Source organism: Zobellella aerophila, assembly GCF_039539325.1.
Classification (GTDB): Bacteria; Pseudomonadota; Gammaproteobacteria; order Enterobacterales; family Aeromonadaceae; genus Oceanimonas; species Oceanimonas aerophila.
Genome location: NZ_BAABCX010000002.1, coordinates 735,276 through 759,194 on the forward strand (window position 1 = coordinate 735,276; position 23,919 = coordinate 759,194).

Annotated in this window: 18 protein-coding genes; 2 read left to right on the plus strand and 16 right to left on the minus strand. The window is 57.6% G+C overall.

The genetic code is table 11. The features are described 5' to 3' along the window. The first annotated feature begins 38 nt into the window (after positions 1-38). Positions 39-578, plus strand: a complete 540-nt coding sequence (locus ABD806_RS11050) for a universal stress protein (RefSeq protein WP_344957866.1) — start codon at positions 39-41, stop codon at positions 576-578. A 36-nt stretch (positions 579-614) separates the two neighbouring features. On the opposite strand, the gene ABD806_RS11055 is transcribed toward ABD806_RS11050, so the two are convergent. From ABD806_RS11055 to xdhA, 16 genes are all read right to left on the minus strand, one after another. Continuing rightward, on the minus strand, positions 615-1,316 hold the full coding sequence (locus tag ABD806_RS11055; protein WP_344957868.1) for a GntR family transcriptional regulator: 702 nt from the start codon (positions 1,314-1,316) through the stop codon (positions 615-617). 342 nt (positions 1,317-1,658) lie between these two features. Next, positions 1,659-3,116 (minus strand): NCS1 family nucleobase:cation symporter-1, encoded by a 1,458-nt coding sequence (locus tag ABD806_RS11060; protein WP_344957870.1) that lies wholly within the window; start codon positions 3,114-3,116, stop codon positions 1,659-1,661. 108 nt (positions 3,117-3,224) lie between these two features. Further along, entirely contained in the window at positions 3,225-4,031 is an 807-nt protein-coding gene (locus ABD806_RS11065; RefSeq protein WP_344957872.1) for an aspartate/glutamate racemase family protein, read from the minus strand. Positions 4,032-4,100: 69 nt separating this feature from the next. Continuing rightward, positions 4,101-5,492 carry an NCS1 family transporter gene (locus tag ABD806_RS11070; RefSeq protein ID WP_344957874.1) on the minus strand — a complete coding sequence of 464 codons (1,392 nt, stop codon included), beginning with the start codon at positions 5,490-5,492 and terminating at the stop codon, positions 4,101-4,103. 162 nt (positions 5,493-5,654) lie between these two features. Next, complete coding sequence (locus tag ABD806_RS11075) at positions 5,655-6,395, minus strand: aspartate/glutamate racemase family protein (protein WP_344957876.1); 741 nt, start codon at positions 6,393-6,395, stop codon at positions 5,655-5,657. 916 nt (positions 6,396-7,311) lie between these two features. Next, positions 7,312-7,605, minus strand: a complete 294-nt coding sequence (locus ABD806_RS11080) for a DUF6506 family protein (protein WP_344957878.1) — start codon at positions 7,603-7,605, stop codon at positions 7,312-7,314. 37 nt (positions 7,606-7,642) lie between these two features. After that, positions 7,643-8,587 carry a bifunctional enoyl-CoA hydratase/phosphate acetyltransferase gene (locus ABD806_RS11085; RefSeq protein WP_344957880.1) on the minus strand — a complete coding sequence of 315 codons (945 nt, stop codon included), beginning with the start codon at positions 8,585-8,587 and terminating at the stop codon, positions 7,643-7,645. Between the two features lie 120 nt (positions 8,588-8,707). Further along, positions 8,708-10,468, minus strand: a complete 1,761-nt coding sequence (xsc, locus tag ABD806_RS11090) for a sulfoacetaldehyde acetyltransferase (RefSeq protein ID WP_344957882.1) — start codon at positions 10,466-10,468, stop codon at positions 8,708-8,710. Between the two features lie 501 nt (positions 10,469-10,969). Then, on the minus strand, positions 10,970-12,436 hold the full coding sequence (gene pdxR, locus ABD806_RS11095) for a MocR-like pyridoxine biosynthesis transcription factor PdxR (protein ID WP_344957884.1): 1,467 nt from the start codon (positions 12,434-12,436) through the stop codon (positions 10,970-10,972). A 210-nt stretch (positions 12,437-12,646) separates the two neighbouring features. Next, a complete protein-coding gene (locus ABD806_RS11100) occupies positions 12,647-14,071 on the minus strand; it encodes an NAD(P)/FAD-dependent oxidoreductase (protein WP_344957886.1) in 1,425 nt (474 codons plus the stop codon). Positions 14,072-14,115: 44 nt separating this feature from the next. After that, positions 14,116-14,511: a nuclear transport factor 2 family protein gene (locus ABD806_RS11105; protein WP_344957888.1), complete on the minus strand. Its 396-nt coding sequence runs from the start codon at positions 14,509-14,511 to the stop codon at positions 14,116-14,118. Between the two features lie 407 nt (positions 14,512-14,918). Then, a complete protein-coding gene (locus ABD806_RS11110; RefSeq protein ID WP_344957890.1) occupies positions 14,919-15,671 on the minus strand; it encodes a GntR family transcriptional regulator in 753 nt (250 codons plus the stop codon). Positions 15,672-15,855: 184 nt separating this feature from the next. After that, positions 15,856-17,160, minus strand: coding sequence for a guanine deaminase (gene guaD, locus ABD806_RS11115; RefSeq protein ID WP_344957892.1), 1,305 nt, complete (start codon positions 17,158-17,160; stop codon positions 15,856-15,858). 14 nt (positions 17,161-17,174) lie between these two features. Beyond that, positions 17,175-18,014 (minus strand): xanthine dehydrogenase accessory protein XdhC, encoded by an 840-nt coding sequence (xdhC, locus tag ABD806_RS11120; RefSeq protein ID WP_344957894.1) that lies wholly within the window; start codon positions 18,012-18,014, stop codon positions 17,175-17,177. 361 nt (positions 18,015-18,375) lie between these two features. Further along, entirely contained in the window at positions 18,376-20,772 is a 2,397-nt protein-coding gene (gene xdhB / locus ABD806_RS11125; RefSeq protein ID WP_344957896.1) for a xanthine dehydrogenase molybdopterin binding subunit, read from the minus strand. Then, positions 20,765-22,210 carry a xanthine dehydrogenase small subunit gene (gene xdhA / locus ABD806_RS11130; protein WP_344957898.1) on the minus strand — a complete coding sequence of 482 codons (1,446 nt, stop codon included), beginning with the start codon at positions 22,208-22,210 and terminating at the stop codon, positions 20,765-20,767. Before xdhA ends, xdhB begins: the two co-directional genes overlap by 8 nt. A 236-nt stretch (positions 22,211-22,446) precedes the next feature. Here xdhA and ABD806_RS11135 point away from each other — a divergent pair, with 236 nt between their 5' ends. After that, positions 22,447-23,856, plus strand: coding sequence for an MFS transporter (locus tag ABD806_RS11135; protein ID WP_344957900.1), 1,410 nt, complete (start codon positions 22,447-22,449; stop codon positions 23,854-23,856). Positions 23,857-23,919: the final 63 nt, after the last annotated feature.

Consider the following 23,919-nt stretch of genomic DNA (forward strand, 5'->3'; position numbering starts at 1 on the left):
TGAAGATAAACACAGGGCCAGCTGCAGGCTGGCCCTTGATGAATCAGCATGAGGGAAATATGATGATGCCGGAAATAAAAAATATCCTTTATTGTACAGATCTATCAAAAAATGCCTCTTTTGCTTTTAAATATGCGGTCTATCTGGCAAAAAAAACCGGAGCCAATATCCATATACTCAAAGTAGTGGAAGAACTGTCCAATGAGGAAAAATTCACCTTGCAAACCTACATTATCAATCAGGTGAGCAGGGAGGAATTTTTAAAACAACGGCTGAAGAATGCCAACACCCAGCTACAGGAAAGACAGGAATATTTCTGGAAAGAAATCGCGCCGGAAGAACACGCCATGCGCAAAAAAATTGTCTCTTGTGAAATTATCGAGGGCTATCCGACCCAGACTATTCTTCGCCGCTCAAAAGAGCTCGACTGTGATCTGATTGTGATGGGAGCCCATGAAAAGGGTTGGCTGCATACCCTGCTGGGCAGTGTGGCCAAAAATGTGCTGCGGGAATCTCGTATCCCCACCCTGATCGTCCCCCGCCCCGAGAAAAAAGCGCAGAAAGAAAAAAGCGCATGACCCCGATTGCCACCCGACAGGGGGTGGCAATCTCTGTTACAGCTCAGAGAAAATGGCTTTCAGATCGAGTGCCTCTTCCTTAGGCGGTTCCAGCTGCAGCTGGGCCTCGATTTCATTCAGATGCTCACGCATTAAATCCACCGCCGTCTGCACGTCCCGTGCGGCTATCGCCTCCAGCAAACCGGTATGTTCACTGCAAGGGCTGTAGATACGTTGTTTGCCTTTACGGGGGCTTGTACCCTGATACAGGGCGACTATCAGGGAAGAGCGGGAAATAATCTCATGTAAGAAAGAGGTCAGCACCGGCTTGTTGGCCAGCTGGCCGATCAGCAGATGAAATTCCCCGGACAAGCGGATGCGCAGGCTCAACTGCCCGCCTTCAAACGCCTCGTGCTCCCTGGCCACATGCTGCTCCAGCAGGCGCTTGTCCTGCTCGGTACATTTGCCGGCCAGCTCCCGTACCAGTTCGGCCTCGATCAGCCGACGGGCTTGGAAGATTTCCCGCGCCTCCGCCGGCGAGGGCTCGGCGACAAAGGCACCGCTGTTGGGCACTAGGTTAACCAGTTTATGATGGGATAGCTGCAACAGCACCTTGCGCACAAACCCACGGCTGATGCCAAAGGTTTCGCATAATTCTTCCTCTTTCAGACGCGTACCCGGCAGCAGCTTATGGGCCACGATCGCCTCCCAGACCCGCTGGTATACCGTATCAACATCTGATGTTTTTGGACTTTGCATGACCCTACCTTAGTTCGTTGCAGGGCAAGTGCTTCAGTGCTCTCTCCGGCCCCGCGTAACGCCGTTGCAATAATAATGAAAATGTCATTCGTTACAGGATCCGGGTGGCGGCTTGTATCATAGCGAGGGGAATTGGGCCCGCCGGTCGCATGATAGGCGGGCAAATCCCCCGTGGCCTCACCACCGGACTATTACACTCTGTTGACTTTTTAACAGATTAACACAGGGTATTATCGTCAACAATAAATGCGGTGGTTTGTAAAAGAGAGATATGCTGATGTCAAAGACAAAGACGAGACCCTGGTCTCGTCTTTGATTAGGCTCATGGCGCTCGTTCAGGGCTCAGTTGCCAGCCGAGCTCTGCACGAGACCGGTGCGCGGCATCAACAGATAATAGAAGAGCCCTCCCAGTCCAGCCCCGAGCAGCCAGCCGTAGCCGTTGAGGTTGCTCAGCGCCGGCACCAGCACGGTTGAGATGGAAAAGACCGCTGCCAGGCCAAAGGCCAGCAGCGCCTTGCCGTTCCAGCCCTTGTTGTAGTAGTAAGCGCCTTGTGGATCGGACGAAAACAGCTGCTCCATGTTCAGCCGCTGCCGTTTGATCAGGTAATAATCGACCACGATGATGCCGTAGAAAGGGGCAACGACCGAGCCCAGGGCGTTAACGAAGCCGGGAATACCGATCTGGCTGATCACCGATACCCACAAGGCACCGACAAAAAAAGCCACGGTGGCGGTGATCAGGCCCCCGATGCGAAAGCTGATCAGCCTGGGAAACAGGTTGGCCAGATCGTAGGCGGGAGGGATGAAGTTCGCCACCAGGTTGATACCCACGGTGGCGGCGAAGAAGGTCAGGGCGGCGATAATGGTCAGCGGCAATGAATCTACCCGCTCGACGATATCGGCCGGGTTGGTAAGGGCGTCGCCAAACAGCACCAGGGTACCGGCGGTAATGATCAGGGCGATAAAAGAGAAGAAGGCGACATTGAGCGGCAGCCCCACCAGATTGCCCAGCTTCATCTCCCGCTCGCTGCGCACAAAGCGGGTGAAATCACCAAAGTTGATCACCACGGCGGCAAAGTAGGCGATCATGGTGCCGACGATGGCGGTAAAGGCGGCGATGTCTCCCCCTTCGTAGCTGCCGCCACCGCTGAAGATGGTGCCGACCGCCGGGATCAGCTCGCCGCCGGCCTCGAACCAGACGATAGCCATCAACACCAGCATCACCACATAGACCAGGGGGCCGGCCCAGTTGAGGAACACCTTGATCTTATCGATACCCTGCCAGAACAGGGCAATCTGAAACACCCATACGATCACAAAGGCCAGCCAGGCGGTGCCGGACAGGCCGAGGAAGGTCTCGCCGCTGCCCGCCCCCCACAAGGCGGTCAGCATCAGGGTAACGGCGGTCGAGGCGAAGTAGGTTTGCACCCCATACCAGAAGATACCGATAATGGCCCGCAACAAGGCCGGGAAGTTGGCGCCGCGCACGCCCATGCTGGCCCGGATCATCACCGGGAAGGGAATGCCATACTTGACGCTGGGTTTGCCGGTCAGGTTGACCAGCACCATCACCACGCAGCCGGCCAGGATGATGGCCGCCATCACCGCCCAGCCGTTCAGGCCATAGGACAGGAACAGCGAAGCGGCCAGGGTATAGCCGAACAGGCTCTGAATATCGTTCGACCAGACATTGAAGATTTCAAACCAGCCCCAGGATCTGTCCTGGTGCTTGATGGGGGCCAGATCCTCGTTATATAGCGAGCTGTCTATGTGCTTGATTTCAAGGTTGCTGTCATCCATGACGATCCTCCTGATCGTTGAAATTAGGCCCCACTCGGCATCATGGAGCGAGCGGGGTATTACAGGCGGTCTTAGCGTCGCGAAGTCCGGCGCCAAGACGGTGCAGGTCTATTCACTCTGAATCGCTTTAACGGCCGCACGGGCAGCGGCATTGACCGCGACGACTAATGGCACATCGAATTGCGGCTGCAACCTGAGTGCGGATGCCGAAAGCGGACCTCCTCCCATAATTACAGCCTTTGTCTCGTCTTTTTCAAGAGACTCTCGTACTGCACCAGCCAGCGCCGCATCAAGTTTTTCTGGAGACTTGACCAGCTCCAATGGATCACCGGAAGTCACCCTGACCCCTCGATACAGGTGTGCATAACCCAAGGCCTCTGCCTTCTGCCTGAACGACTCAATCAACCCCTCGTCCGGGGTAACGGTCACAATACTGAATGCCCGGTTGCCACGAGCGGCCTCATGAAACACTTCCTCACCGATACCGAACACCGGGATGTCTACCGCCGCACGCAGTTCTTCAAGCCCCGGATCACTGAAGGCCGATACGATGATAGCCGCCACCTGCTTATCTTTAGCGGCTTCGACGCCCACCGCAACCACACCCGGAGCAGCGTCAATCATATCCTGGGGGGTCGTGAGCAAGGGAGGAGCATCCATGTTGCTTCTTGCCAGCAGCTTGGCTACGCCTTTGGTTTCAAGCCTGGCAAGCTCAGCCATGGATTCAGTGGCCTTGGTGTTTGAATTGGGGTTGATAAGAACAATGGTTTTAATGGTGTCGGCCCCTTTCGATCCTGTCATATGCCCATTCTGGACCTGTTGCTCAGCCTGCGCGACCGATGACAGAAAAAGGACACTCAGCAGACCGCAAGCAGACAGTTTGAATTTAGATAACCGTGACTTGAGCTTTGGCATAAGGCTCTACCTCTATGAGATTACAGGGTAATGCTCGTGAGGCCCCGCCCGGCGGGCGGGGCAGGAACATTACTGACGGAAGCGTTGGCAGGGCTGCCAGTATTGCATAAGCAGGTAATAGGTCAGGCCGGCAGGCAGCAGGCTGGCGTACCAGGAGACCGAAGAGAAGGTCAGCGCCACCACGGCACCCGCCAGGGCTGCCACCACGGCACCATAGTTCACGCCTTTATAGGGGCCATTCTCATCATAGAGCTTGTCCAGATCCAGCTTGCGGCGACGGACGATGAAGTAGTCCACCACCAGGACCGCGAAGATGGGGCCGAGAAAGGCGGAATAGGTTTGCACGAACAGCTGCAGACCGGCGGCCGATTCATCCTTGACCAACTCCCAAGGGAAGGTGCAGAAGGCCAGCAGACCCACGATGATGGTGGAGGTGCGGAACTTCAGCTTGAACACATCCATCAGGATATAGGTCGGCGGCACCACGTTGTTAAGCACATTGGTGGTCACCTGGGCGAAGGCGATAAACAGCAGGGTGATCACCAGCAGCGGGGTGTTGTCCACGGCACTGGAGAAGACCTGGATCGGATCGGACACCCCGGTGGCCCCGGAGACCATCAGGCCGATCAGCCCCATAAACAGGGTGCAGGGCAGGATGGACATGGAATACAGGGTCGTCAGCAGGCCGGGACCGCTACCTTCCTTCAGCTCACGGGAATAATCACTGACGTTGAGCATCATGGTGCTGTAGATACCCAGGAACAGCATGGTCGCGCCCCAGAACGGCAGGCCCCAGGTGCCCTCAATGTTCACCAGGTTAGTGGTGATCTCATCACCGTAGCGGTTGATCACGCTGTAGAACATGTAGATCAGGGCCACCAGGATGAAACCGCTGCCAATGTTTTCCAGCCACTTGATGCCCTGGAAGCCGAAGATCGACAAGCCTATCTGCAGGAACTGGAACAGTACGAAGAACAGCACCAGGTTATCGAAGCCGAACAGGGTGGCCGATACCGCATTGATGGCACCGGCGCCGATCCAGCTCTGAAAGCCGTACCAGACGATGGCCGGCACCGCCCGCACCAGCCCCGGGAAACGGGTGCCGGCAAAACCGAAGGCGCCGCGCGCCTGGACCATGAAAGGGATACCGTATTTGTAGCCGGCGGCACCGTTCAGCGCCAGCGCAATACCAATCACGAAGCAACCGACGGCAATCGCCAGGCAGGCCTGCAACAGGTTGAGGGTTCCCACTATGCTGGAGCCCATGGTAAAGGTGCCGATGGAGACACAGCCACCAAACCAGGCCAACAGGTAGGAAACCCGGCCCATGATGCGTGTCTTCTGAGGGGCCAGGGATTCATCCCCGCCCTTCTTTTCTTGCTGCTGACCGGCAGCGGCTGAGGTGTGCTGAGCCACGGTCTGAGCCGCGGTGAGCTGGCCATTTGCTTGTTCAATTGCCATTAGATTGTCCTCGGTAATCCATCACGTCGGCCGGTATAGCTTGCTATGCCATCCGGCCGCTTTCCACTGCTACTGTTGACTGATCCGCAGTCATATCTACTTTGGGCAGGTTTCGCCCCTGTTAGTGCCGTCTGAAGGCGTGCCCATTGGTTGTTATCCGGTTCAGGCAATCGACTTGATATCGGCCTGCATACCCCTGGCCATCCCCGGTTTGGGCCAGTTGAAGGTCAGCACCTTGCTGGTGCTCAGCTGCATATCCACCAGGGCCTCGCAAAGTTTGACCGCGGCGACGGTGCCATCGATCACCGGAATACCGATTTCCGCCTCGATCCGGGTCCGGTACTGGGACATGCCGGCACAACCCAGCACGATGGCCTCGGCCTTGTCTTCATCCCTGGCCTTAAGGCACTCGGCGATCACCTTGGCGATGGCGGTATCGGGCGAGTTGGCAAGGTCCAGTACCTGAATAGGCGTGGTCCTGATCTTCTTGCACTGTTCATCGAAACCATAACGGCTGACCAGGTGCTCGGTCATGAAGCGTACCCGCGGCGAGGTGGTGACCACGCTGAAGCAGGCACTGACCATGGCCGCCATATGGAAGGCCGCTTCGGCAATGCCCAGTACTGGCTTGTCGGTCAGCTCGCGGGCCGCATACAGCCCGGGGTCGCCGAAGCAGGCCAGTACATAGGCATCCACGTCCTGCTCCTGATCACCCTTGCGGATCTCTTCCAGTACGCCGGGCACGGCCAGGGCTTCATCGTAGAAGCTTTCGATGGCACTGGGTCCCGACGCCGGGCTGACCGCCAGAATCTCGGCATCCGGGCGGGCCACCCCATCGGCCAGCCGCTGCAGTGCATCGGTGAACGCCTGAGTGGTGTTGGGGTTGATGATCTTGATCTTCATAGCGGCTCCATGTTTACGATTATCTGCGTTCTTTGTTAACGATTTTATATTAGTATCATCGTTAACATAATGTAAACATTTTTCTCAAAAAAAGTTCACCACAAGTACATAGGCAATATACAGGCCACTATGTCAGTTATCGGGAGAGAGGGACCGGATGATGTGGCATAATTTGGAGATGGGATCGATGGGGTCTATGTTGGCCATTTAAGGAAACCGCAACACCCCGAACAAGGCTCCACCTTCAGCAAAAACATATTTAATTGATTGAATTTAATGATAAATACAGGAAATAAAATCGCCCAGTATACCCAGGTAGTCCAGGTAATCCAGGTTGTCCTTGTGTCGGAAGGGAGTGGCCGGCCAGCAAGGAATAAGGCATGTGGCCGGCTCCCCCTGCCAAGTGATGGATGAGTGAATCGAGTGCAGGCAGGGGAAAATGCCAGGAAAAATCGTTAACAATGACGCCTATCATTCTCCTTGTATTCGAAAATCATTTATCCTGATGGCATTCCCAAATGACGTCGTCCCGCCTTTTTGGCGTCTTAGCCCCCTGACTTTGGCTGCTAAGGCCCACTCATGTTTTACGTTTGCTGCCGTCGCAGTTACAGAGGCAATAGGGCTGCCGGGCCGGATCCGCACAGCAGCGAACAGGGACTATTACGGCTGTTTATGGCGGCCTTGAACGCGCCGCCGACTTTGGCTGGTTCAATGGCAGGGATTGGTTGGCCTGGAGACCGCGGGCGGAAGAACAGAGTATGGCATTGGTCACACAGAGGGTCTGCCGGCATTAGCGGAGCTAAGGGGAGAAATTGAGATATGGACAGGCACAGACTGACACCCTGGTAACAACGACGCCGGTGTCTGTACCGCCTGCAGCCGGTGGCCACAGGCGGTGATCACTAATACGGGAAACTCAGGGCCACTCGACCCGAGATTGGTCCTGCTCGCGGTATTGCACCCGGCCGAGCGGCACATGGTCGTTGATCGCTTCGCGGATCTGCGCTTCTTCTTCTGCGCTGAAGCCCCCGCATAACTCGATCGCTTCGATACGCCGGGTCAACATTTCCTGGGCGGCCATGATCGCCTCATCCACCGACTGCACGCCGGACACGGCGATATCGAACAGTTCACTCTTGATCCGGCCATGATGCTTGAACATCTCCAGATCGGTCGCCTTGATGATAAAACCATAACGGCTAAGCGGCATATCTTACTCCTTAATCAATCCGACTAGATGGGGCCGTCTAAGCTACAGCCGACTCCTGTCTGGCGCAATAGGCGCTGTACAGAGACGCCAGGGCGCAGGACGCCAGCCGTGCCTCAGGCGGATCGGCCCGGGAAGTGAGGATGATCGGCACCCGGGCGCCCAGTACCAGTCCCGCGGCGGTGGCGCTCATAAAATACACCATCTGCTTGAACAGGAAGTTCCCCGACTCCAGGTTGGGAACCAGCAGGATGTCGGCCTGTCCGGGAACCTGTCCCTTGATGCCCTTGATGCTGGCAGCCTCAGTTGACACCGCATTATCGAAGGCCAGCGGCCCTTCCACTATGGCGCCGGGCAAGGTGCCCATCTGCGCCAGCTTGACCAGCTCGGCCGCATCCACACTGGAGGGCATGCTCTTGTTGACCTCCTCCGTGCCCGACAGCACCGCGACTTTAGGCTGGGCATTGCCCAAGGCATGAGCCAGCCTGACCGCGTTACGGGCGATATGCAGTTTGTCGATCACCGTTGGCTGCACATTGATCACCGCATCGGTAATGCACAGTGCCTTGTCGCTGCCCGGTATTGTCATGTGAAACACATGGCTGAGGCGGCTGTCGGTTCTCAGCCCGGCGGCCCGGCTGAGCACGGCGCGCAGCAGGATATCCGTATGTACATGGCCTTTCATGATGGAAGCCGCTTCCCCCTGAGTCACGAGGCCGACCCCCAGCTGAGCGGCCTGGGTTTCATCGGCCGCATCCACCAGCCGGACCCCTTCCAGATCCCAGCCCAACAGCTCGGCTTCATGACGCATCTTGTCAATAGCGCCGACCAGGATCGGCTCGATCAGGCCTTGATCTCTGGCCAGCCTGGCGCTGGACAGGGAAACCGCATTGACCGGGTTGATCACCACTGTGGTCACCCGGGGCAATTGACGGGCTTGCTCTAACAGATAAGCGGGGCATTCCTTAGGGATTGAACTCAGCATGATACCTACCCTGGTGATGAAGAAAATAAACAGAGGTCACTGGGACAATAAGCTCTGGTTATCGCCTAAAATTCGGGCAGGAGGTTCGCACCCCCTGCCCGTGGTTAACTGCTGTGCCGCTTAGCAGTAGTCTTTGTATTTATCCAGGTGACGAACCGGCTTGGACAGGGCGTCACGACGGAAGGGGTCGCCCAGTTCGCGGGTACACAGGATTTCGATAACGGTGGTCTTGCCTTCTTTCTGAGCAACACAGGCGGCCTTCAGGGCCGGACCCACATCTTCCAGACGGTCAACGGTCACACCTTCGGCACCCATGGAGCGGGCGATGGCGGCAAAGCTCGGGTTCTCCAGGTCACCGGCCACAAAGCGACGGTTGTAGAAATCAACCTGGTTCTTCTTCTCGGCGCCCCACTGACGGTTGTGGAATACGATGGAAGTGACCGGGATGTTTTCACGTACACAGGTCATGATTTCCATCATCGACATACCCCAGGCACCGTCACCGGCGTAAGAGATAGCGGTACGCTCGGGCGCGGCTACCTTGGCACCGATAATGGTGGGCAGGGCGTAACCACAGTTACCGAAGCTCATGGCGGCAAAGAAAGAGCGGGGCTTTTCAAAGCGCAGATAGCTGTTGGCGACCGAGTTGATGTTACCGATATCGGTGGATACCATGGCATCTTCCGGCATGGCTTTTTCCAGCTCACGCAGTACCTGACGCGGGTGCAGGAAGTTGCCTTCTTCTTCGGCCTGCTCGGCGATCATGTCCAGAGAATATTCGTCCTTCTCGTGGATCCACTCGTCCAGCTCCTTTTCCCAGGCCGCTTTTTCGGCGGCGATTTCGCTGGCACGGGCACCCTTGTTTTCCAGACAGGCGACATCCAGGTTCTGCAGACGGTCCAGCATGGAGACGGCGGCTGCCTTGGCATCACCACAGATACCCACGGAGATCTTCTTCACCAGGCCCAGCATCTTGGCATCGCAGTCAACCTGGATGATCTTGGCTTCTTTCGGCCAGTAGTCCAGACCGTGCTGCGGCAGGGTACCGAACGGCCCAAGACGGGTGCCCAGTGCCAGTACCACGTCGGCACGGGAGATCAGCTTCATACCGGCCTTGGAGCCCTGGTAGCCCAGGGGACCACACCACAGCGGGTGGCTGGCGGGGAAAGAGTCGTTATGCAGGTAGCTGTTCACCACGGGGGCGCCCAGGTACTCGGCCAACGCCTTACATTCTTCAACGGCACCGGACATCACCACACCGCCACCGGAGATGATCACCGGATTCTTGGCCTTGGCCAGCAGTTCTGCGGCTTCCTGCAGGCTCTGCTCACCGCCGGCACCGCGCTCGATACGGATCGGCTGGGGGATTTCAACGTTGATATCGCCGTAGAAGAAGTCACGGGGGATGTTCAGCTGGGTCGGACCGTTTTCCAGCATGGCGCGGTCGAAACAGCGGGCGGTCAGCTCGGCCATACGGGCCGGGTTGGCCACATGGCCCTGATACTTGGTGATGGTTTCAAAGAAAGGCAGCTGCTGCGCTTCCTGGAAACCACCCAGGCCCTGGCTCATGGAGCCGGTTTCGGGGGTGATACATACCACCGGGCTGTGGGCCCAGTAGGCGGCCGCGATGGCGGTGACGAAGTTGGTGATACCGGGACCATTCTGGGCGATACAAACGCCGTGACGGCCACTGACGCGAGAGTAGCCGTCAGCCATGTGGCCCGCGCCCTGCTCATGTACTACAGGAATCAAACGGATACCTGCCGGGGCAAAAATATCCATGGCATCCATAAAGGCCGAACCCATGATGCCAAAAGCATCGGTTACACCATTGGCCGCCAGAGTTTCAACCAGGGCTTCACTAGGAGTCATACGTGGCATAGCTGTCTTCCTTTTAAGTTTTCCTGTCAGTGGCGACGGCTGAGCATCGCCTCCTTGTTTTCACTTAATTGCTCTATTCGAAGCAGGTTTCGATTCGTTAGTTATTTCTTGTTATGGGTTTATCGCGAATCGCTGTCCTCTGCGGCTGCTCTTGCCGGCCTATCTTCCTGGGCTTCCCCTCCCAGGGATTGCCGGCCGGTAAAACAGCTAATCCGCACGTGGGCTGCTGCACGATTCACTGGGGATAAGAGTAGGAATTGGCTCGGTTACTGAGTAGGACCAGTTTCGTAACAACCGTTACGCCAGCCCTTTATAATGATTTATCAAATTGAATTTAAATGGATTTTTACTGGAATAGGGAATACCGAAGGAGAGCTTTATTTAACAGAAATGCAACCAAAAAAAGATGAAACAGAGTACCGGGCGGCCAAACCATGACCGGATTGAAGGAAAGCCTTTCATTGCCCCTGTGCCAAAAACAGGCACAGGGGCAGCTGCGGGCTATACCATATCGTTGATCAGCTCGACCAGGGCCTGGATCCCCGGCCGGATTTTATTGGCGGGGATAGAGGAATAGCCCAGGCGAAAATAGTTCAGCGGCACCTGCTCACCGTGAAAGTGGATATCTCCCGGTTCGATCAGTATGCCTCTGTCGGCCGCCTCCTTACGTAACAGCCGGCTGTCCAGTCCTTCCGGCCCCTTGACCCAGTAGCAGGAGCCGCCGAAGGTCGGCTGACGGGCGGAAGAGGGCAGATACTCGTCCAAGGCCTCGGCCATCGCCTGCCAGCGCTCTTCATAGGCCTTGGCGATATTCATGATCAGCGCATCGTGATAGCCCCGCTCCAGGAACAGGGCGACCGATCTCTGGTTGTTGGCGGCGGGATGGCGTAGGATCAGCCGGCGCAAGGCCCTGGCCTCGCGGATCAATTCGGTCGGCCCCACCAGATAACCCAGGCGCAAACCCGGCGCCAGGGTCTTGGACAAGCTGCCGACGTAAATCACCCTGTCATTCTTATCCAGGCTTTTCAGCGCCGGGATCGGATTGGTCTTGAAGTTACTTTCACTCTCATAGTCGTCTTCAATCAGCAGGATATTATGCTGATTGGCCTTTTCCAACAGCTCATAACGCCGCTCCAGGGGCATGGTGACCGTGGTCGGACACTGGTGGCTGGGAGTGGTGTAGATGGCATCACAGTCATTGAGTCGCTCATTGACGATCAGCCCCTGTTCATCCAGCGGCAGCGGACGCACCTGGGCCGGGTTCATGGCGGCGATATTGCAGATATCCACGTAACCAGGGTTTTCTATGCCGATGATGCTGTCTTTATCCAGCAACAGCCGCGCCAGCATATAGAGCGCCTGTTGGGCACCAACCGTGACCAGTATCTGATCCGCCGAGGCCCAAACCCCCCGCCGGGGCAACAACCGGGTACGGATCTGCTCGATCAGCAGGGGATCGTCGTTATCGAAGCGATCCGATGCCCAGTCGCGGATCGCCGGCACGCTGACCGCATCACGACAGCATTCCCGCCAGTTATTGCTGGGAAACAGGCCGGGATCGAACTGACCGTAGATAAAGGGATAGGGATATTTCTGCCAGTCTTTGGGCTTGGTAATGTTGTGCTGATTGGAAGGGTGGATCTTGAAGATCTGCCGCCATTCCGGCATGTGCCCGGTCGGCTCACTCGGCTCGCTCAAGGGCAACTCCACCTTACGCGACAGGATCTCCGGATTCACAAAATAACCGCTGCGCTCCTTGGCAATCAGATAGCCGTCATCCAACAGATGTTCATAGGCCAGCACCACGGTATTGCGCGCGATACTCAGCTGTTTGGCCAGCTTACGGCTGGAAGGCAGCGGACTGTCCAGGGGGATATTGCCATTGAGGATGGCGGCGGCAATCTGCTCGCGTAACTGTTGCTGCAAGCTGGTCGTTTTTTCGGTCGAAAGATGAAACAGTGGAAGCATGGTGTGTCGATGTCAAACAGGAAATGGGAAAAGACGTGGCGGAGATTATGCCATCACCACCCCATGACCATAACACCGGGTACCGGATTTTGTTACTTATTTGTCGGCTAGATACTGGAAATTAAAACAATTATCAACAATCCATCCCCAAGATCAGACAGAGGGCAGAGAATGGCTCCCTACCCTCTCTATTACCAGAAAATAACCGGCTTACAAATGCTCGTCCCGCAGGTGATACCAGTGGTACAGCATCCGCTGACCCAGGCGACGGAAGGGAGCGAACAGGTGCCCCGGCAGCGGCGAGTTGTAAATCGGCAACTCGAAGCCCTCTTTGATCCCAGCGATACGCTGAGCCATGCGCCGGCCGGCATGGGCCGAGAACATGACCCCGTTGCCGCCGTAGCCCAGGGCGTAGAATATCTGCTCCTTCTCGTCGGGCTGGGCGATCCTCGGCATCATGTCGTGGCTGACGTCGACCCAGCCCCACCAGGAGTAATCCACCTTGATGCCGTTCAAGGCAGGGAACTTACGGTGCATGCCGTCGATCAACAACTGCAGATGCTTGGGATTGGGTGCATCGCTGCCGGTAATCGAGCTGCGGCTGCCGATCTGCAGGCGGTTGTCCGGCAGCTTGCGATAGTAATGACGCAGGGTGCGGGTATCGGTGATCACCTCATTGGTCTTGAAGTTACACTCGGCAATTTCCTGTTCCGTCATCGGACGGGTCACCAGTGAGTTGGACAAAATCGGCATGATTTTGTTGCGCAGCTGGCTGTGCAGCCCCTGGGAGGTATAACCGCCGGTGGCGACCCCCACGGCCCGGGCACGCACAATCCCACCCGGGGTCTTCAGGTAATGGATGCCATTCTTGGTTTCCCAACCGATCACCGGGCTGGAAGGATGGATGGTGGCGCCCAGTTCTCGTGCCATGCGATGGTAGCCATGGGCCAGCTTGAGCGGATGCACGCCGATACCATCCGGCTCATGCATGGCGCCCACGGCTTCGGCCTCATTAACATAGTCACGACTCAAAGTCGCCTTGTCCAGCAGCTCGGTATGGTAACCAAACTTATCGGACAGCACCTTGGCCTCGGCCTCCAGCTTGCGCATCGCGCTTTCCCGGTGGGCGATATACAAGTGCCCCCCGTCCTGCGGGTTGCAATCGATGTTGCCTTCCTTGATCAAGCCCTTGAAGGTATCGAACCCTTCACGCACTTCTTCATGCATGCGACGGGCGGTATCCAGACCCCAGCGCTGGATCCACTGGGAGCGACTCAGACGGCCGGAAGCATTCTGAGCCTGACCACCGTTACGGCTGGTACAACCCCAGCTGACCTGGTTGGCTTCCAGCACCGTCGCCTTGATACCGTGTTCCTTGGCCAGGAACACGGCACAGGTCAAACCGGTAAAACCGCTGCCGATGATCACCACATCAGCATCTACATCCTGGGTGATGGGACCATCATCTTCCGGCGGTGCACCGGCCGTCGCTACCCAGTAAGTGGGCGCATACTGCTGACCACGTCCCGGATTGGCCGCGACCAGGGGATCATAGGTTGGGTCATAACGGTCAAGCACCTTGCTGCTCTGCAGGTCTTGCCCGAGATCCGTTTTAGCTTTGTTGACGATATCCATATTTGTCTTCCCAGGATGAAAAGGTTAAGGCCGTGATGGCGGAGTTACTTGGGGTCCAGCATGGGACGGTCTTTACGGAAAGCCTGTTTCAGTGCCAGCTTGCCGTCCTTCAGGGTGAACAGATCGACACCGTCGGCTTCGATACGACGGCCATCCTGCGCGGTGGCACAGAAGGTCCACTGGGACACGCCACGATCGCCGGCGGCAAAATGCTTGGTGTTCTGCCAGCTGACATCCGGGAAGGTAGTCCACACCTTGACAAAGGCGGCGGCCACCGCATCACGGCCTTCAAAACGCACGCCATAGGCCTCGGGGCCGGCGGCGCCTTCAAACACACAGTCATCGGTCATGCAGGCCATGACGCCTTCCACGTCGTGACGGTTAAAAGCGGCGAACAGCTCTTCAAGCAATTTTACGGTTACAGAATTCTCGGCGGACATGCCTCTCTCTCCTCAATATAACAGGGACTACCCGTTAAAAAATGACACTCTTCAACAACGAACACACCGTTGTTTACATATTGCCAACATTAGGAGTCTGAGGCCGAACTCGGTAGCGCCAGTTAGACGCCTTGACTTGGACCACCCGGATTCAGGCAGCTAAAACAGGGGGTAATGGGCTCGCGAGGGAGCCAGGGAATGGCAAAAACAGCGGGGGAAATTCGGTAATACCAACCCGACTCAACACCTGCTCATGTACTTAGAGGCAACAGGGGTGGCGTGGCTAAGCCGCCTAGGATGGATTGATGACGCGTCGGCGGAGCCGCAAGTGGGGCAACGAAATTGACCCTTTAATCCGGCCGCGATGAACATGCACAGGGAAGCTGGCTTCCCTGTGCTGTGAGGGACTATTTTGAACCTGAGCGACGTCCGGGCGGCTGTTTTTTGACCACCCCGGAGAACACCACATGCAGATCGGTGGAGGCGGACTCACCGTCCAGATTCAGTTTGGCCTCGATATGATCCAGATGCTCTTTCATCATGGCGACCGCCGTTTCCTTGTTGCCGCTTTCCAGGGCTTTCAGCAATTCTTCATGTTCGTTAAAAGAACAATGGGCCTGATGGCCAACCTCGTACTGGGCAATGATCAACGAGGTTTGCGAGACCACGCTGCGTTGAAAGTTAAGCAGGGGAATATTCCTGGCCATGTGGGCCAACTCCAGGTGAAACTCGCCGGACAGACGGATGCCCTTGCCGCGATCACCCTGGGAAAAGGCATCCTGTTCTTCCTTGACCATTTCCCGAATTCGGGACAGGCCGGCCGGGGTGGCGTTTGCCACCGCCAGTTCGGTCACCGCCAGCTCCACCACCCGACGGGCGGCAAAAATCTGCCTGGCTTCCTCTACGCTCGGGGCCGCCACCACGGCGCCGCGATTGGGCCTGATGCTGACCACCTGCTCGTGGGACAGACGCAGCAGGGCGCGACGGATAATGGTGCGGCTGACACCGAATATTTCGCCCAGGGCTTCTTCGCTTAACTTGGTACCCGGGGCCAGTCGTTGTTCAAGAATGGCATCAAAAATATGCTCGTAGACGATATCGTCCTGGGTGTTTGAGCTCGACTTGACAGATCCTGGCTCCAATTGACTGAGTGAACTCATGCTTTCCGTTTCCAGTTACGGCATGCTGGGTGGTGTCCAAGACACCACAATCCCATGCCTGATGATAAAATTGTGACTAACGTCGTATACAATTTTACCCATTTTTTAGGCAGAACCACACCGTCTATCACCAACTATGTGACTGGACACCACAAAAATACCCGGTCGACAGCGGTGCTCGTTGTCAATCCCGCCGGTATTGGCGCTGGCCATAGATATAGGTTTCGGCTATCGCCCGGTCATCCCCCAGCATCATCAATACAAACAACTGCTCAAACAGGGTGCTGGTGTTGTCGATACGCGCCTTGATAAGCGGCGTTGCCTGCAGGTCCAGCACGATGAAATCCGCCTCCTTGCCCACCTGCAGGTTGCCGATTTTATCGTCCAGCCGCAATGCCCGGGCGCCGCCCAGGGTCGCCAGATACAGGGCCTTGAGCGGATGCAGCCTGTGCTGCTGCAACTGCAGGATCTTGTAGGCCTCGCTGATGGTCTGCAACATGGAAAAGCTGGTGCCGGCGCCCACATCCGTACCCAGGCCGACATCCACCTCGTAATCTTCGAACCTGGGCAGGTTGAACAGACCCGAGCCCAGAAACAGGTTCGAGGTCGGACAGAAGGCGGCGACCGAGTTGCTGCCGCCCATGCGATCAAATTCCGGCTCCTCCAGATGGATGGCGTGGGCAAATACCGAACGATCCCCGAGCAGGCCAAAATGATCGTACACATCCAAATAGCTTTTTTGCTCCGGGAACAGAGATTTGACCCAGGCTATCTCCTGCTTGTTTTCGGACAGGTGGGTCTGCATATAGAGGCCATCATATTCGGCCAGCAACCGGCCCGCCTCGGCCAGTTGCTCGGGGCTGCTGGTGGGAGCGAAACGTGGGGTCACCGCATAGAGCTGGCGGCCCTTGTTATGCCAGCGCTCGATCAGTTCCTTGCTGTCCGCATAGCCAGACTCGGGGGTATCCAGAAGGAAGTCCGGCGCATGCCGATCCATCATCACCTTACCGGCGATCATGCGCATATTACGCTTGTCCGACGCCTGAAAAAAGGCATCGACCGAGGCCTTATGCACGGTACCGAATACCATGGCGGTGGTAGTGCCGTTACGCAGCAGCTGATCCAGGAAAAACTCGGCCACCCGGGCCGAATGGGCCGGGTCGGCAAACTTGCGCTCTTCCGGGAAGGTATAGTTGTTGAGCCAGTCGAGCAGCTGTTCGCCATAGGAGGCGATCATCTCGGATTGAGGAAAATGTACATGGGTATCGATAAAACCCGAGGTGATCAGTTTATTGTTAAACTCAACCACGTTCAGCTCGGCGGGTTGCCGGGCCAGTACATCGGCGGCGGCACCTATATCCCGTACACGGCCATCGGCCACCACCAGGACGCCGTCTGGATAATAGGCATAGGACGCCTCCAACCCGACTTTGGCGGGATCGTCCAGGCTGTGCAAAATGGCGGCACGATACGCCACGGCATGAGTCATGTGCGTGCTTCTCCTTAAGAATGAGGGACCGACACCGGGTCGGCATGTTTGTCTGCTGAAGGGGTCTTGGCGTCCACAACAGCATTATCTTGGTAACAGGCGATCAATTGGGCAGCGACCGACACGGCGATCTCGGCCGGGTGCTTGCCGCCAACTTCGGCCAAGCCGATGGGGCATACCATCCGGTCCACCGTCTGCTGGTCAAAATCCCGCTCCCGCAACCGGTATTCGAAGCGCTTGCGCTTGGTGTGAGAGCCGATCATGCCGAAATAACGGGCATCCCCACGCTTGAGGATACGAGCCGCCAGTTCGAAATCGAGCTGGTGGTTATGGGTCATCACCAGATAGAAGCTGTTCGCCGGCTGGTCGTCGATTTCCCCCACGGGATCATCGCTGACCACCTTGGTTACCCCTTCCGGCAGTTGGGCGGGGAACTCGTCTTCCCGCTCATCTATCCAGGTGATGCGAAACGGCAGGCCGGACAACACGGACACCAGAGCCTTGGCCACATGGCCGGCACCAAACAACACCAGATGATGCTTGTCCTGGACCACAGGCTCCAGCATCAGGGTCGCCATGCCGCCACAGCACTGGCCCAGACTCGCGCCCAGGTTGAAGCGCTCGATACGCGGCCGACGTTCGCCCTTGGCAAGCATCTCCCGGGCCAGCTCCATGGCCTTGTATTCGAGGTGGCCGCCGCCTATGGTGGCATAACAGCCGGTGCGGGTGACCAGCATCTTGGTGCCGCTGTCGCGCGGGGTGGAGCCCTTGTGCTCGACCACGGTCACCATGATGCAGGCTTCGCCCTTCTGCTCCAGTTCGACCAATGTCTGTATCCAGTTGTCCTTGAACATAACGTCACTCCTCGAAGTGGCAACGCCACCCGAATCTCACCCAATTGCTATTCCCGGGCTACCGGCCAAAGAGGCAATAGGGCAGCCACCCCGACACACTCGGGTTAATGACACTCACTGTTTCAGCCTACTGCGAACATTCACTGGATGTTCGTTAGGCTGAAATAGTTCGTCACGGCGAGACAAGCTCGCCCCATATAAGACTCACGGATGCCATCTGACCGCCAGGGATGGCGGAAAGGCCGGAGCGGCAGGAGCATTTCCGGCCATGGCATCTGATGGTCGGCCGAGGTAGTCCCTGTTGCCTCTTATTGACTTCCGAGCCGCCTGCTCGCGACATCTGTCTAAAGCATGCCCAGTGCTACTTAATCAGCACATCCTCGACCACAGTCTCATTCTGCTCCAGCAGCTCCTGCATCTGCTGTACGCCCCACAGCACCCGCTCCGGGGTTGCCGGTGCGTCTATATGGGGATACTTGCGATAGCCGGACACACTGGCGACCGCATCTTTCAGCGCACACCAGACCGACATGCCCAGCATGAAGGGCGGCTCGCCCACGGCCTTGGAGTGGAACACGGTGTCTTCCGGGTTCTTGCGGTTTTCCACCAGCTTCACCCGGAAGTCGAGCGGCATATCCGCCACCGCCGGAATCTTGTAGCCGGCCGGGCCGTTGGTCATCAGCCGGCCCTGATCGTTCCACACCAGCTCCTCGGTGGTCAGCCAGCCCACGCCCTGGATAAAGGCGCCTTCCACCTGGCCGATGTCGATGGCCGGGTTGAGGGAGTCGCCCACGTCGTGCAGGATGTCGGTACGCAGTATCTTGTACTCGCCGGTCAGGGTGTCCACCACCACTTCGGCACAGGCGGCGCCGTAGGCGAAGTAGTAGAAGGGACGGCCGGAGCCGGTGGCGTGGTCGTAGTAGATCTTCGGCGTCTTGTAGAAACCGGTGCTGGAGAGCGAGACCTGGTTGAAATAGGCCAGTTGCACGAACTCCGGGAACGACAGTATCTGGTGCCGGATCTGCACGAAGTTGTTCTTGAACACCACCTCTTCCGGACTGACCTTGAAGTGGCCGGCAGCCCAGTCGATCAGCCGCTGCTTGATGGTCTGGGCCGCGTTCTGGGCCGCCTTACCGTTCAGATCGGTGCCGCTGGACGCCGCCGTGGGCGAGGTGTTGGGTACCTTGTCGGTGTTGGTGGCGGTGATCTGTATCTTGTCGATATCCACCTGGAACTCTTCCGCCACGATCTGGGCCACCTTGATGTTGAGGCCCTGACCCATTTCGGTGCCACCGTGGTTGAGGTGGATGCTGCCGTCGGTGTAGATATGCACCAAGGCACCGGCCTGGTTAAGGAAGGTGGCGGTAAAGGAGATGCCAAATTTCACCGGGGTGATGGCGATGCCTTTTTTCAGGATCGGACTGTTGGCGTTGAAGGCCTTGATCTCGGCCCGACGGCGGGCATAGTCGGAGGACTCCTCCAGATCCGCCACCAGCTCGTGGATGATGTTGTGTTCCACCTGTTGATGGTAGTGAGTCACATTACGCTCATCCTTGCCGTAGAAGTTGACCTTGCGGATCTCCAGCGGATCCTTACCCAGCACGGAGGCGATTTCATCCATCACGTGCTCTATGGTCATCATCCCCTGGGGACCGCCGAAACCGCGATAGGCGGTGTTGGAGGCGGTATTGGTCTTGCAGCGATGACCGATCACGGTGGCGTCGCCCAGGTAGTAGGCGTTGTCCGAGTGGAACATGGCCCGATCGACAATGGACGACGACAGGTCCGGCGAATAACCGCAGTTGCCGGCCACGGTGATCTCCGCCGCTTCGATGCGGCCGTTGTCATCGAAGCCTATCTTGTACTGGTTGAAGAACGGATGCCGCTTGCCGGTCATCATCATGTCCTCCATCCGCGGCAGCCGCATCTTGGTCGGTCGGCCGGTCAGCCTGGCCACCACGGCGGCCATACAGGCCGGGCCCGCCGCCTGGGTTTCCTTACCGCCGAAGCCGCCGCCCATGCGACGCATGTCGATCACCACCTTGTGCATGGGAACACCGAGCACGCTGGCCACCAGCTTCTGCACCTCGGTGGGGTTCTGGCTGGAGGTGAACACCAGCATGCCGCCGTCTTCGGTGGGCACCACAGAGCTGATTTGGGTTTCCAGGTAGAAGTGTTCCTGGCCGCCGATATGCAGGCTGCCCTCGATCACATGTTTGGCGCGCTTGAGTCCGGCGGCGGAGTCGCCACGCTGCTGCTTGTGGCTCTCGGTGACAAACAGCTCTTTCTCCAGCGCCTCCTCTACCGACAGCACGGCCGGCAGATCTTCGTATTCCACTATCGCTGCCATCGCCGCCTTGCGGGCGGTATCCAGATCGTTGGCGGCCACCGCCAGCACCGGCTGACCGTAGTATTCCACCTTGCCATCGGCCAGCAGCGGATCACCCGCCAGCACCGGGCCGATATCCAGCTCGCCGGGCACGTCCTCGGCGGTGATGGCGATGGCCACCCCCTCAAACTGGTAACAGGGGCTCACATCCAGCCGAGTGATGCGGGCGTGGGCCTTGTCGGACAGCCGGGCATAGACATGCAACTGGTTGGGAAATTCCAGCCGATCGTCGATGTACTGGGCCTCGCCGGCCACCTGCATGGCGGCGCTGTCGTGGGGCACGCTCTTGCCCACACCGGTTTGCAGGTCCTGTTTGATCCTTTCCATCATTTCGTCGATGGTGAGCGTGTTCAGCGGTTTGTTAGACATAAGACGTCACCCTGGTTTCCAATTTCAGACTCTGTTGCTCGATAAAAAACTTATAGAGCAGGTTGGCTGCGGTTTTGCTGCGATACTCCTTGCTAGCACGGAAGTCGGACAGGGGCTGGAAGTCCCCCTCCAGGGCCTTCATCGCCGCCTTGACGGTGGTATGGTTCCAATCCTGACCGATCAGCGCCTGCTCACAACCACTGGCCCGCTTAGGAATCGCGGCCATACCGCCGAACGCGATACGGGCCGCCGTTACCTTGCCCTGTTCAATGGTCAGGTTGAAGGCACCGCACACCGCCGAAATATCGTCGTCTATCCGTTTTGACAGCTTGTATACCTTGAAGTGCTGATTGGCCTTGGGCTTGGGCACTATCACCTTTTCGATAAACTCGGACTCCTGCTGAGCGGTCACCTTATAGCTCAGGAAGTATTCCTCGATAGGCAACTCGCGCACCAGCTCGCCCTTGCGCAGCACCAGGCGGGCATTGAGCGCGATCAGCACCGGCGGAGCGTCGCCGATGGGCGAGGCGTTGCCGATATTACCGCCCAGGGTGCCCTGGTTACGGATCTGCAGGGAGGCGAAGCGGTGCAGCAGCTCGCCAAAATCCGGGTAACTGCGACTGAGCGCTTCGTAGCTGTCGCTCAAGCTGCGCGCGGCGCCGATCACCAGAACCTGGTCGGTTTCTTCCAGCTGTTTCATGTCGGCCACGTTGCCCACATAGATCATCTTGGGCAGCTCCCGGTGGAACTGGGTCACTTCCAGCGCCAGATCGGTGCCGCCGGCCAGCAGCCGGGCATCCGGATTTTGCAGCAGCAGTTCGGCCAGCTCGGTCACCGAAGTGGGTGAGAAACACAACTTGTCATCCCCTTGCAGGGTCACCAGGGTATCCGTTTCAATCTGGGCCAGCCTGGCCACCACTTCCGCCTCGTAACGGGAGAAGTCGTCGGCCAATTGCGGCTGCTCGGCGATCGCCTGGGCGGCATCGACGATGGGACGGTAGCCGGTACAGCGACACAGGTTGCCCGCCAACGCCTCGAGAATATCGTGCTTGTCCGCCGCCGGTTTGTTCTTGCTCAGGGCAAACATCGACATGATAAAGCCCGGGGTACAGAAGCCGCATTGTGAACCATGAAAGTCCACCATGGCCTGTTGCACCGGATGCAGTCTGCCATCTCGGGACTTGAGATCCTCGACCGTGATCAGCTGCTTGCCATGCAGGGCAGACACAAAGGTCAGACAGGAATTCACGGAGGTATAACGGATACGATCTCCTTCCCGTTCACCCAGAACGACTGTGCAGGCGCCGCAGTCTCCGGATGCGCAGCCTTCCTTGGTTCCACTCTTACCGACACGAGTGCGCAGGTAATTGAGTACCGTCATATTTGGCGAAAGGTCATTTTCCTCTCGCAACTCCTGGTTAAGTAAGAACTTAATCAAGCCTTGCCTCCTTCAGCTAAGTGCCGCGATTGCCGAACAACATACTATCTTCATGTCTAATTAAAGTTAAAAACTGACCCATTAGTCAAGAAATTTTATTGCTGCCAAACGAGCCCTTCTTGTCCTTGAAGATAAAATCCCTCGATAGAACAAGCCATTAACATAAAAATTGTGTACGTTAATGGCAGCATTTTTTCTCCCCCTTGTATTTAAAGTGTAGTTTCACAGGAGCAGCGATGGGTCAACCGACTGAAAACCTTAGCCCTGAACGGGTTATCCGGGTATTTATGGGAGTGGCGCTGGCCATCATGCTGGGCGCGCTGGAAATTACCCTGTTGATGCCCGCCCTCTCTAGGCTCGGCGCCCTGTTTGACGCCCCGCAGATAGCCCCCCTGCTGGTCAGCAGCTACCTCTTTGCCATGACCCTGAGCATGCCTGTCTACGGCCAGCTCAGCGATCGCCTTGGCCGACGCACTTGCCAGTCTGTCGCCATCAGCTTGTTTACCCTGGGCTCTTTGGCCAGCGGCTTGGTCGAGACACTGCCGGCATTGATCGCCACCCGCCTGTTGACCGGCCTCGGCGGCGGCGGCCTGATCGCCTTGTCTTTCGCGGTCATCGCCGATGTGATACCGCCCCGCTATGTGGGTCGTTATCAGGGCTATATCTCGGCCATCTTCGCCATTTCCAGTGTTTCCGGTCCCCTGCTCGGCGCCCTGCTCATCGCCTGGTTCGACTGGCATTGGCTGTTTTTATTCAAGGTTCCCCTCGGCCTGCTGGCCCTGGCACTTAATCATTGGGCGCTACGTGGGCTTGGCCATGGTGGTACCAGGGGCGCCATCGATATCGCGGGCATGACACTCTTGCTGGTGGCGGCCCTGGGCTGGGCCATGGCCACCGACGCCCGACTGCTCCTTCCGTCACTGGCCCTGTACCGGTGGCCGCTGCTGCTGCTGGCCGGTGCCGTCAGCCTGCTGCTGATCTGGCATCAGTGGCGGCACCGCCATCCGGTGCTGCCCCTCCGCTTCCTCGAAGAGCCACTGCTGCGCACCGCCATCCTGTTATTGGCCTTATCGGAAGCCATGCGCCTGGCGTTGCTGGTGTATGTACCTCTGGCACTGGAGAGCACTCGGGCCATGGGCCCCGGTCAAACCAGCTGGATCCTGCTCTGGTTTATCCTGAGCGTGACCATTGGCACCTTTATCAGCGGGAAACGCATAGCAAAACAGGGGTTTTGCCATCCGTTCCCGCGCCTGGGCAGCTTGATACTGGCATTGGGCGGGATAGGGTTGCTGCTGCATTTCAGCCTGCTCTGGGCTGGCTATTGGCTGCTGCCCATCTTGATTATCGGCGGGATCGGCATAGGATTTCTGATCGTATCCTGCTCCATTGCGGTGCAAAACGCCCTGCCCCCGGGGCAAATGGGCTCGGGGCTGGCGTTGATGAATTTTATTCGCTCTCTGGGGGGAACCCTGGGGGTGGCCCTGCTGGGCTGGCAATATCAGCAGCAGAGCAGCCCGGGGGCTGACTGGATGCTGCCGGTGTTTATCATGGTTGCCGGTTATGGCCTGATCAGCCTGCTGTTCGGCCTGGTGATGCCGGACGCCCCACTGGCCACCACCGCCAAGCATGATGAACCGCGCTCATAACCTGCGGATGGTCGACTAGGGAGCGCCCCGTTATTGTTCATTAATTGCGCTGAATCTATGCCG

What these genes read in the sequence shown, in the direction of transcription:
- ABD806_RS11050 (WP_344957866.1), top strand. Translation starts at nt 39, where the DNA reads ATGAATCAGCATGAGGGAAATATGATGATGCCGGAAATAAAAAATATC.
- ABD806_RS11055 (WP_344957868.1), bottom strand. Translation starts at nt 1,316, where the DNA reads ATGCAAAGTCCAAAAACATCAGATGTTGATACGGTATACCAGCGGGTC.
- ABD806_RS11060 (WP_344957870.1), bottom strand. Translation starts at nt 3,116, where the DNA reads ATGGATGACAGCAACCTTGAAATCAAGCACATAGACAGCTCGCTATAT.
- ABD806_RS11065 (WP_344957872.1), bottom strand. Translation starts at nt 4,031, where the DNA reads ATGCCAAAGCTCAAGTCACGGTTATCTAAATTCAAACTGTCTGCTTGC.
- ABD806_RS11070 (WP_344957874.1), bottom strand. Translation starts at nt 5,492, where the DNA reads ATGGCAATTGAACAAGCAAATGGCCAGCTCACCGCGGCTCAGACCGTG.
- ABD806_RS11075 (WP_344957876.1), bottom strand. Translation starts at nt 6,395, where the DNA reads ATGAAGATCAAGATCATCAACCCCAACACCACTCAGGCGTTCACCGAT.
- ABD806_RS11080 (WP_344957878.1), bottom strand. Translation starts at nt 7,605, where the DNA reads ATGCCGCTTAGCCGTTATGGTTTTATCATCAAGGCGACCGATCTGGAG.
- ABD806_RS11085 (WP_344957880.1), bottom strand. Translation starts at nt 8,587, where the DNA reads ATGCTGAGTTCAATCCCTAAGGAATGCCCCGCTTATCTGTTAGAGCAA.
- xsc (WP_344957882.1), bottom strand. Translation starts at nt 10,468, where the DNA reads ATGCCACGTATGACTCCTAGTGAAGCCCTGGTTGAAACTCTGGCGGCC.
- pdxR (WP_344957884.1), bottom strand. Translation starts at nt 12,436, where the DNA reads ATGCTTCCACTGTTTCATCTTTCGACCGAAAAAACGACCAGCTTGCAG.
- ABD806_RS11100 (WP_344957886.1), bottom strand. Translation starts at nt 14,071, where the DNA reads ATGGATATCGTCAACAAAGCTAAAACGGATCTCGGGCAAGACCTGCAG.
- ABD806_RS11105 (WP_344957888.1), bottom strand. Translation starts at nt 14,511, where the DNA reads ATGTCCGCCGAGAATTCTGTAACCGTAAAATTGCTTGAAGAGCTGTTC.
- ABD806_RS11110 (WP_344957890.1), bottom strand. Translation starts at nt 15,671, where the DNA reads ATGAGTTCACTCAGTCAATTGGAGCCAGGATCTGTCAAGTCGAGCTCA.
- guaD (WP_344957892.1), bottom strand. Translation starts at nt 17,160, where the DNA reads ATGACTCATGCCGTGGCGTATCGTGCCGCCATTTTGCACAGCCTGGAC.
- xdhC (WP_344957894.1), bottom strand. Translation starts at nt 18,014, where the DNA reads ATGTTCAAGGACAACTGGATACAGACATTGGTCGAACTGGAGCAGAAG.
- xdhB (WP_344957896.1), bottom strand. Translation starts at nt 20,772, where the DNA reads ATGTCTAACAAACCGCTGAACACGCTCACCATCGACGAAATGATGGAA.
- ABD806_RS11135 (WP_344957900.1), top strand. Translation starts at nt 22,447, where the DNA reads ATGGGTCAACCGACTGAAAACCTTAGCCCTGAACGGGTTATCCGGGTA.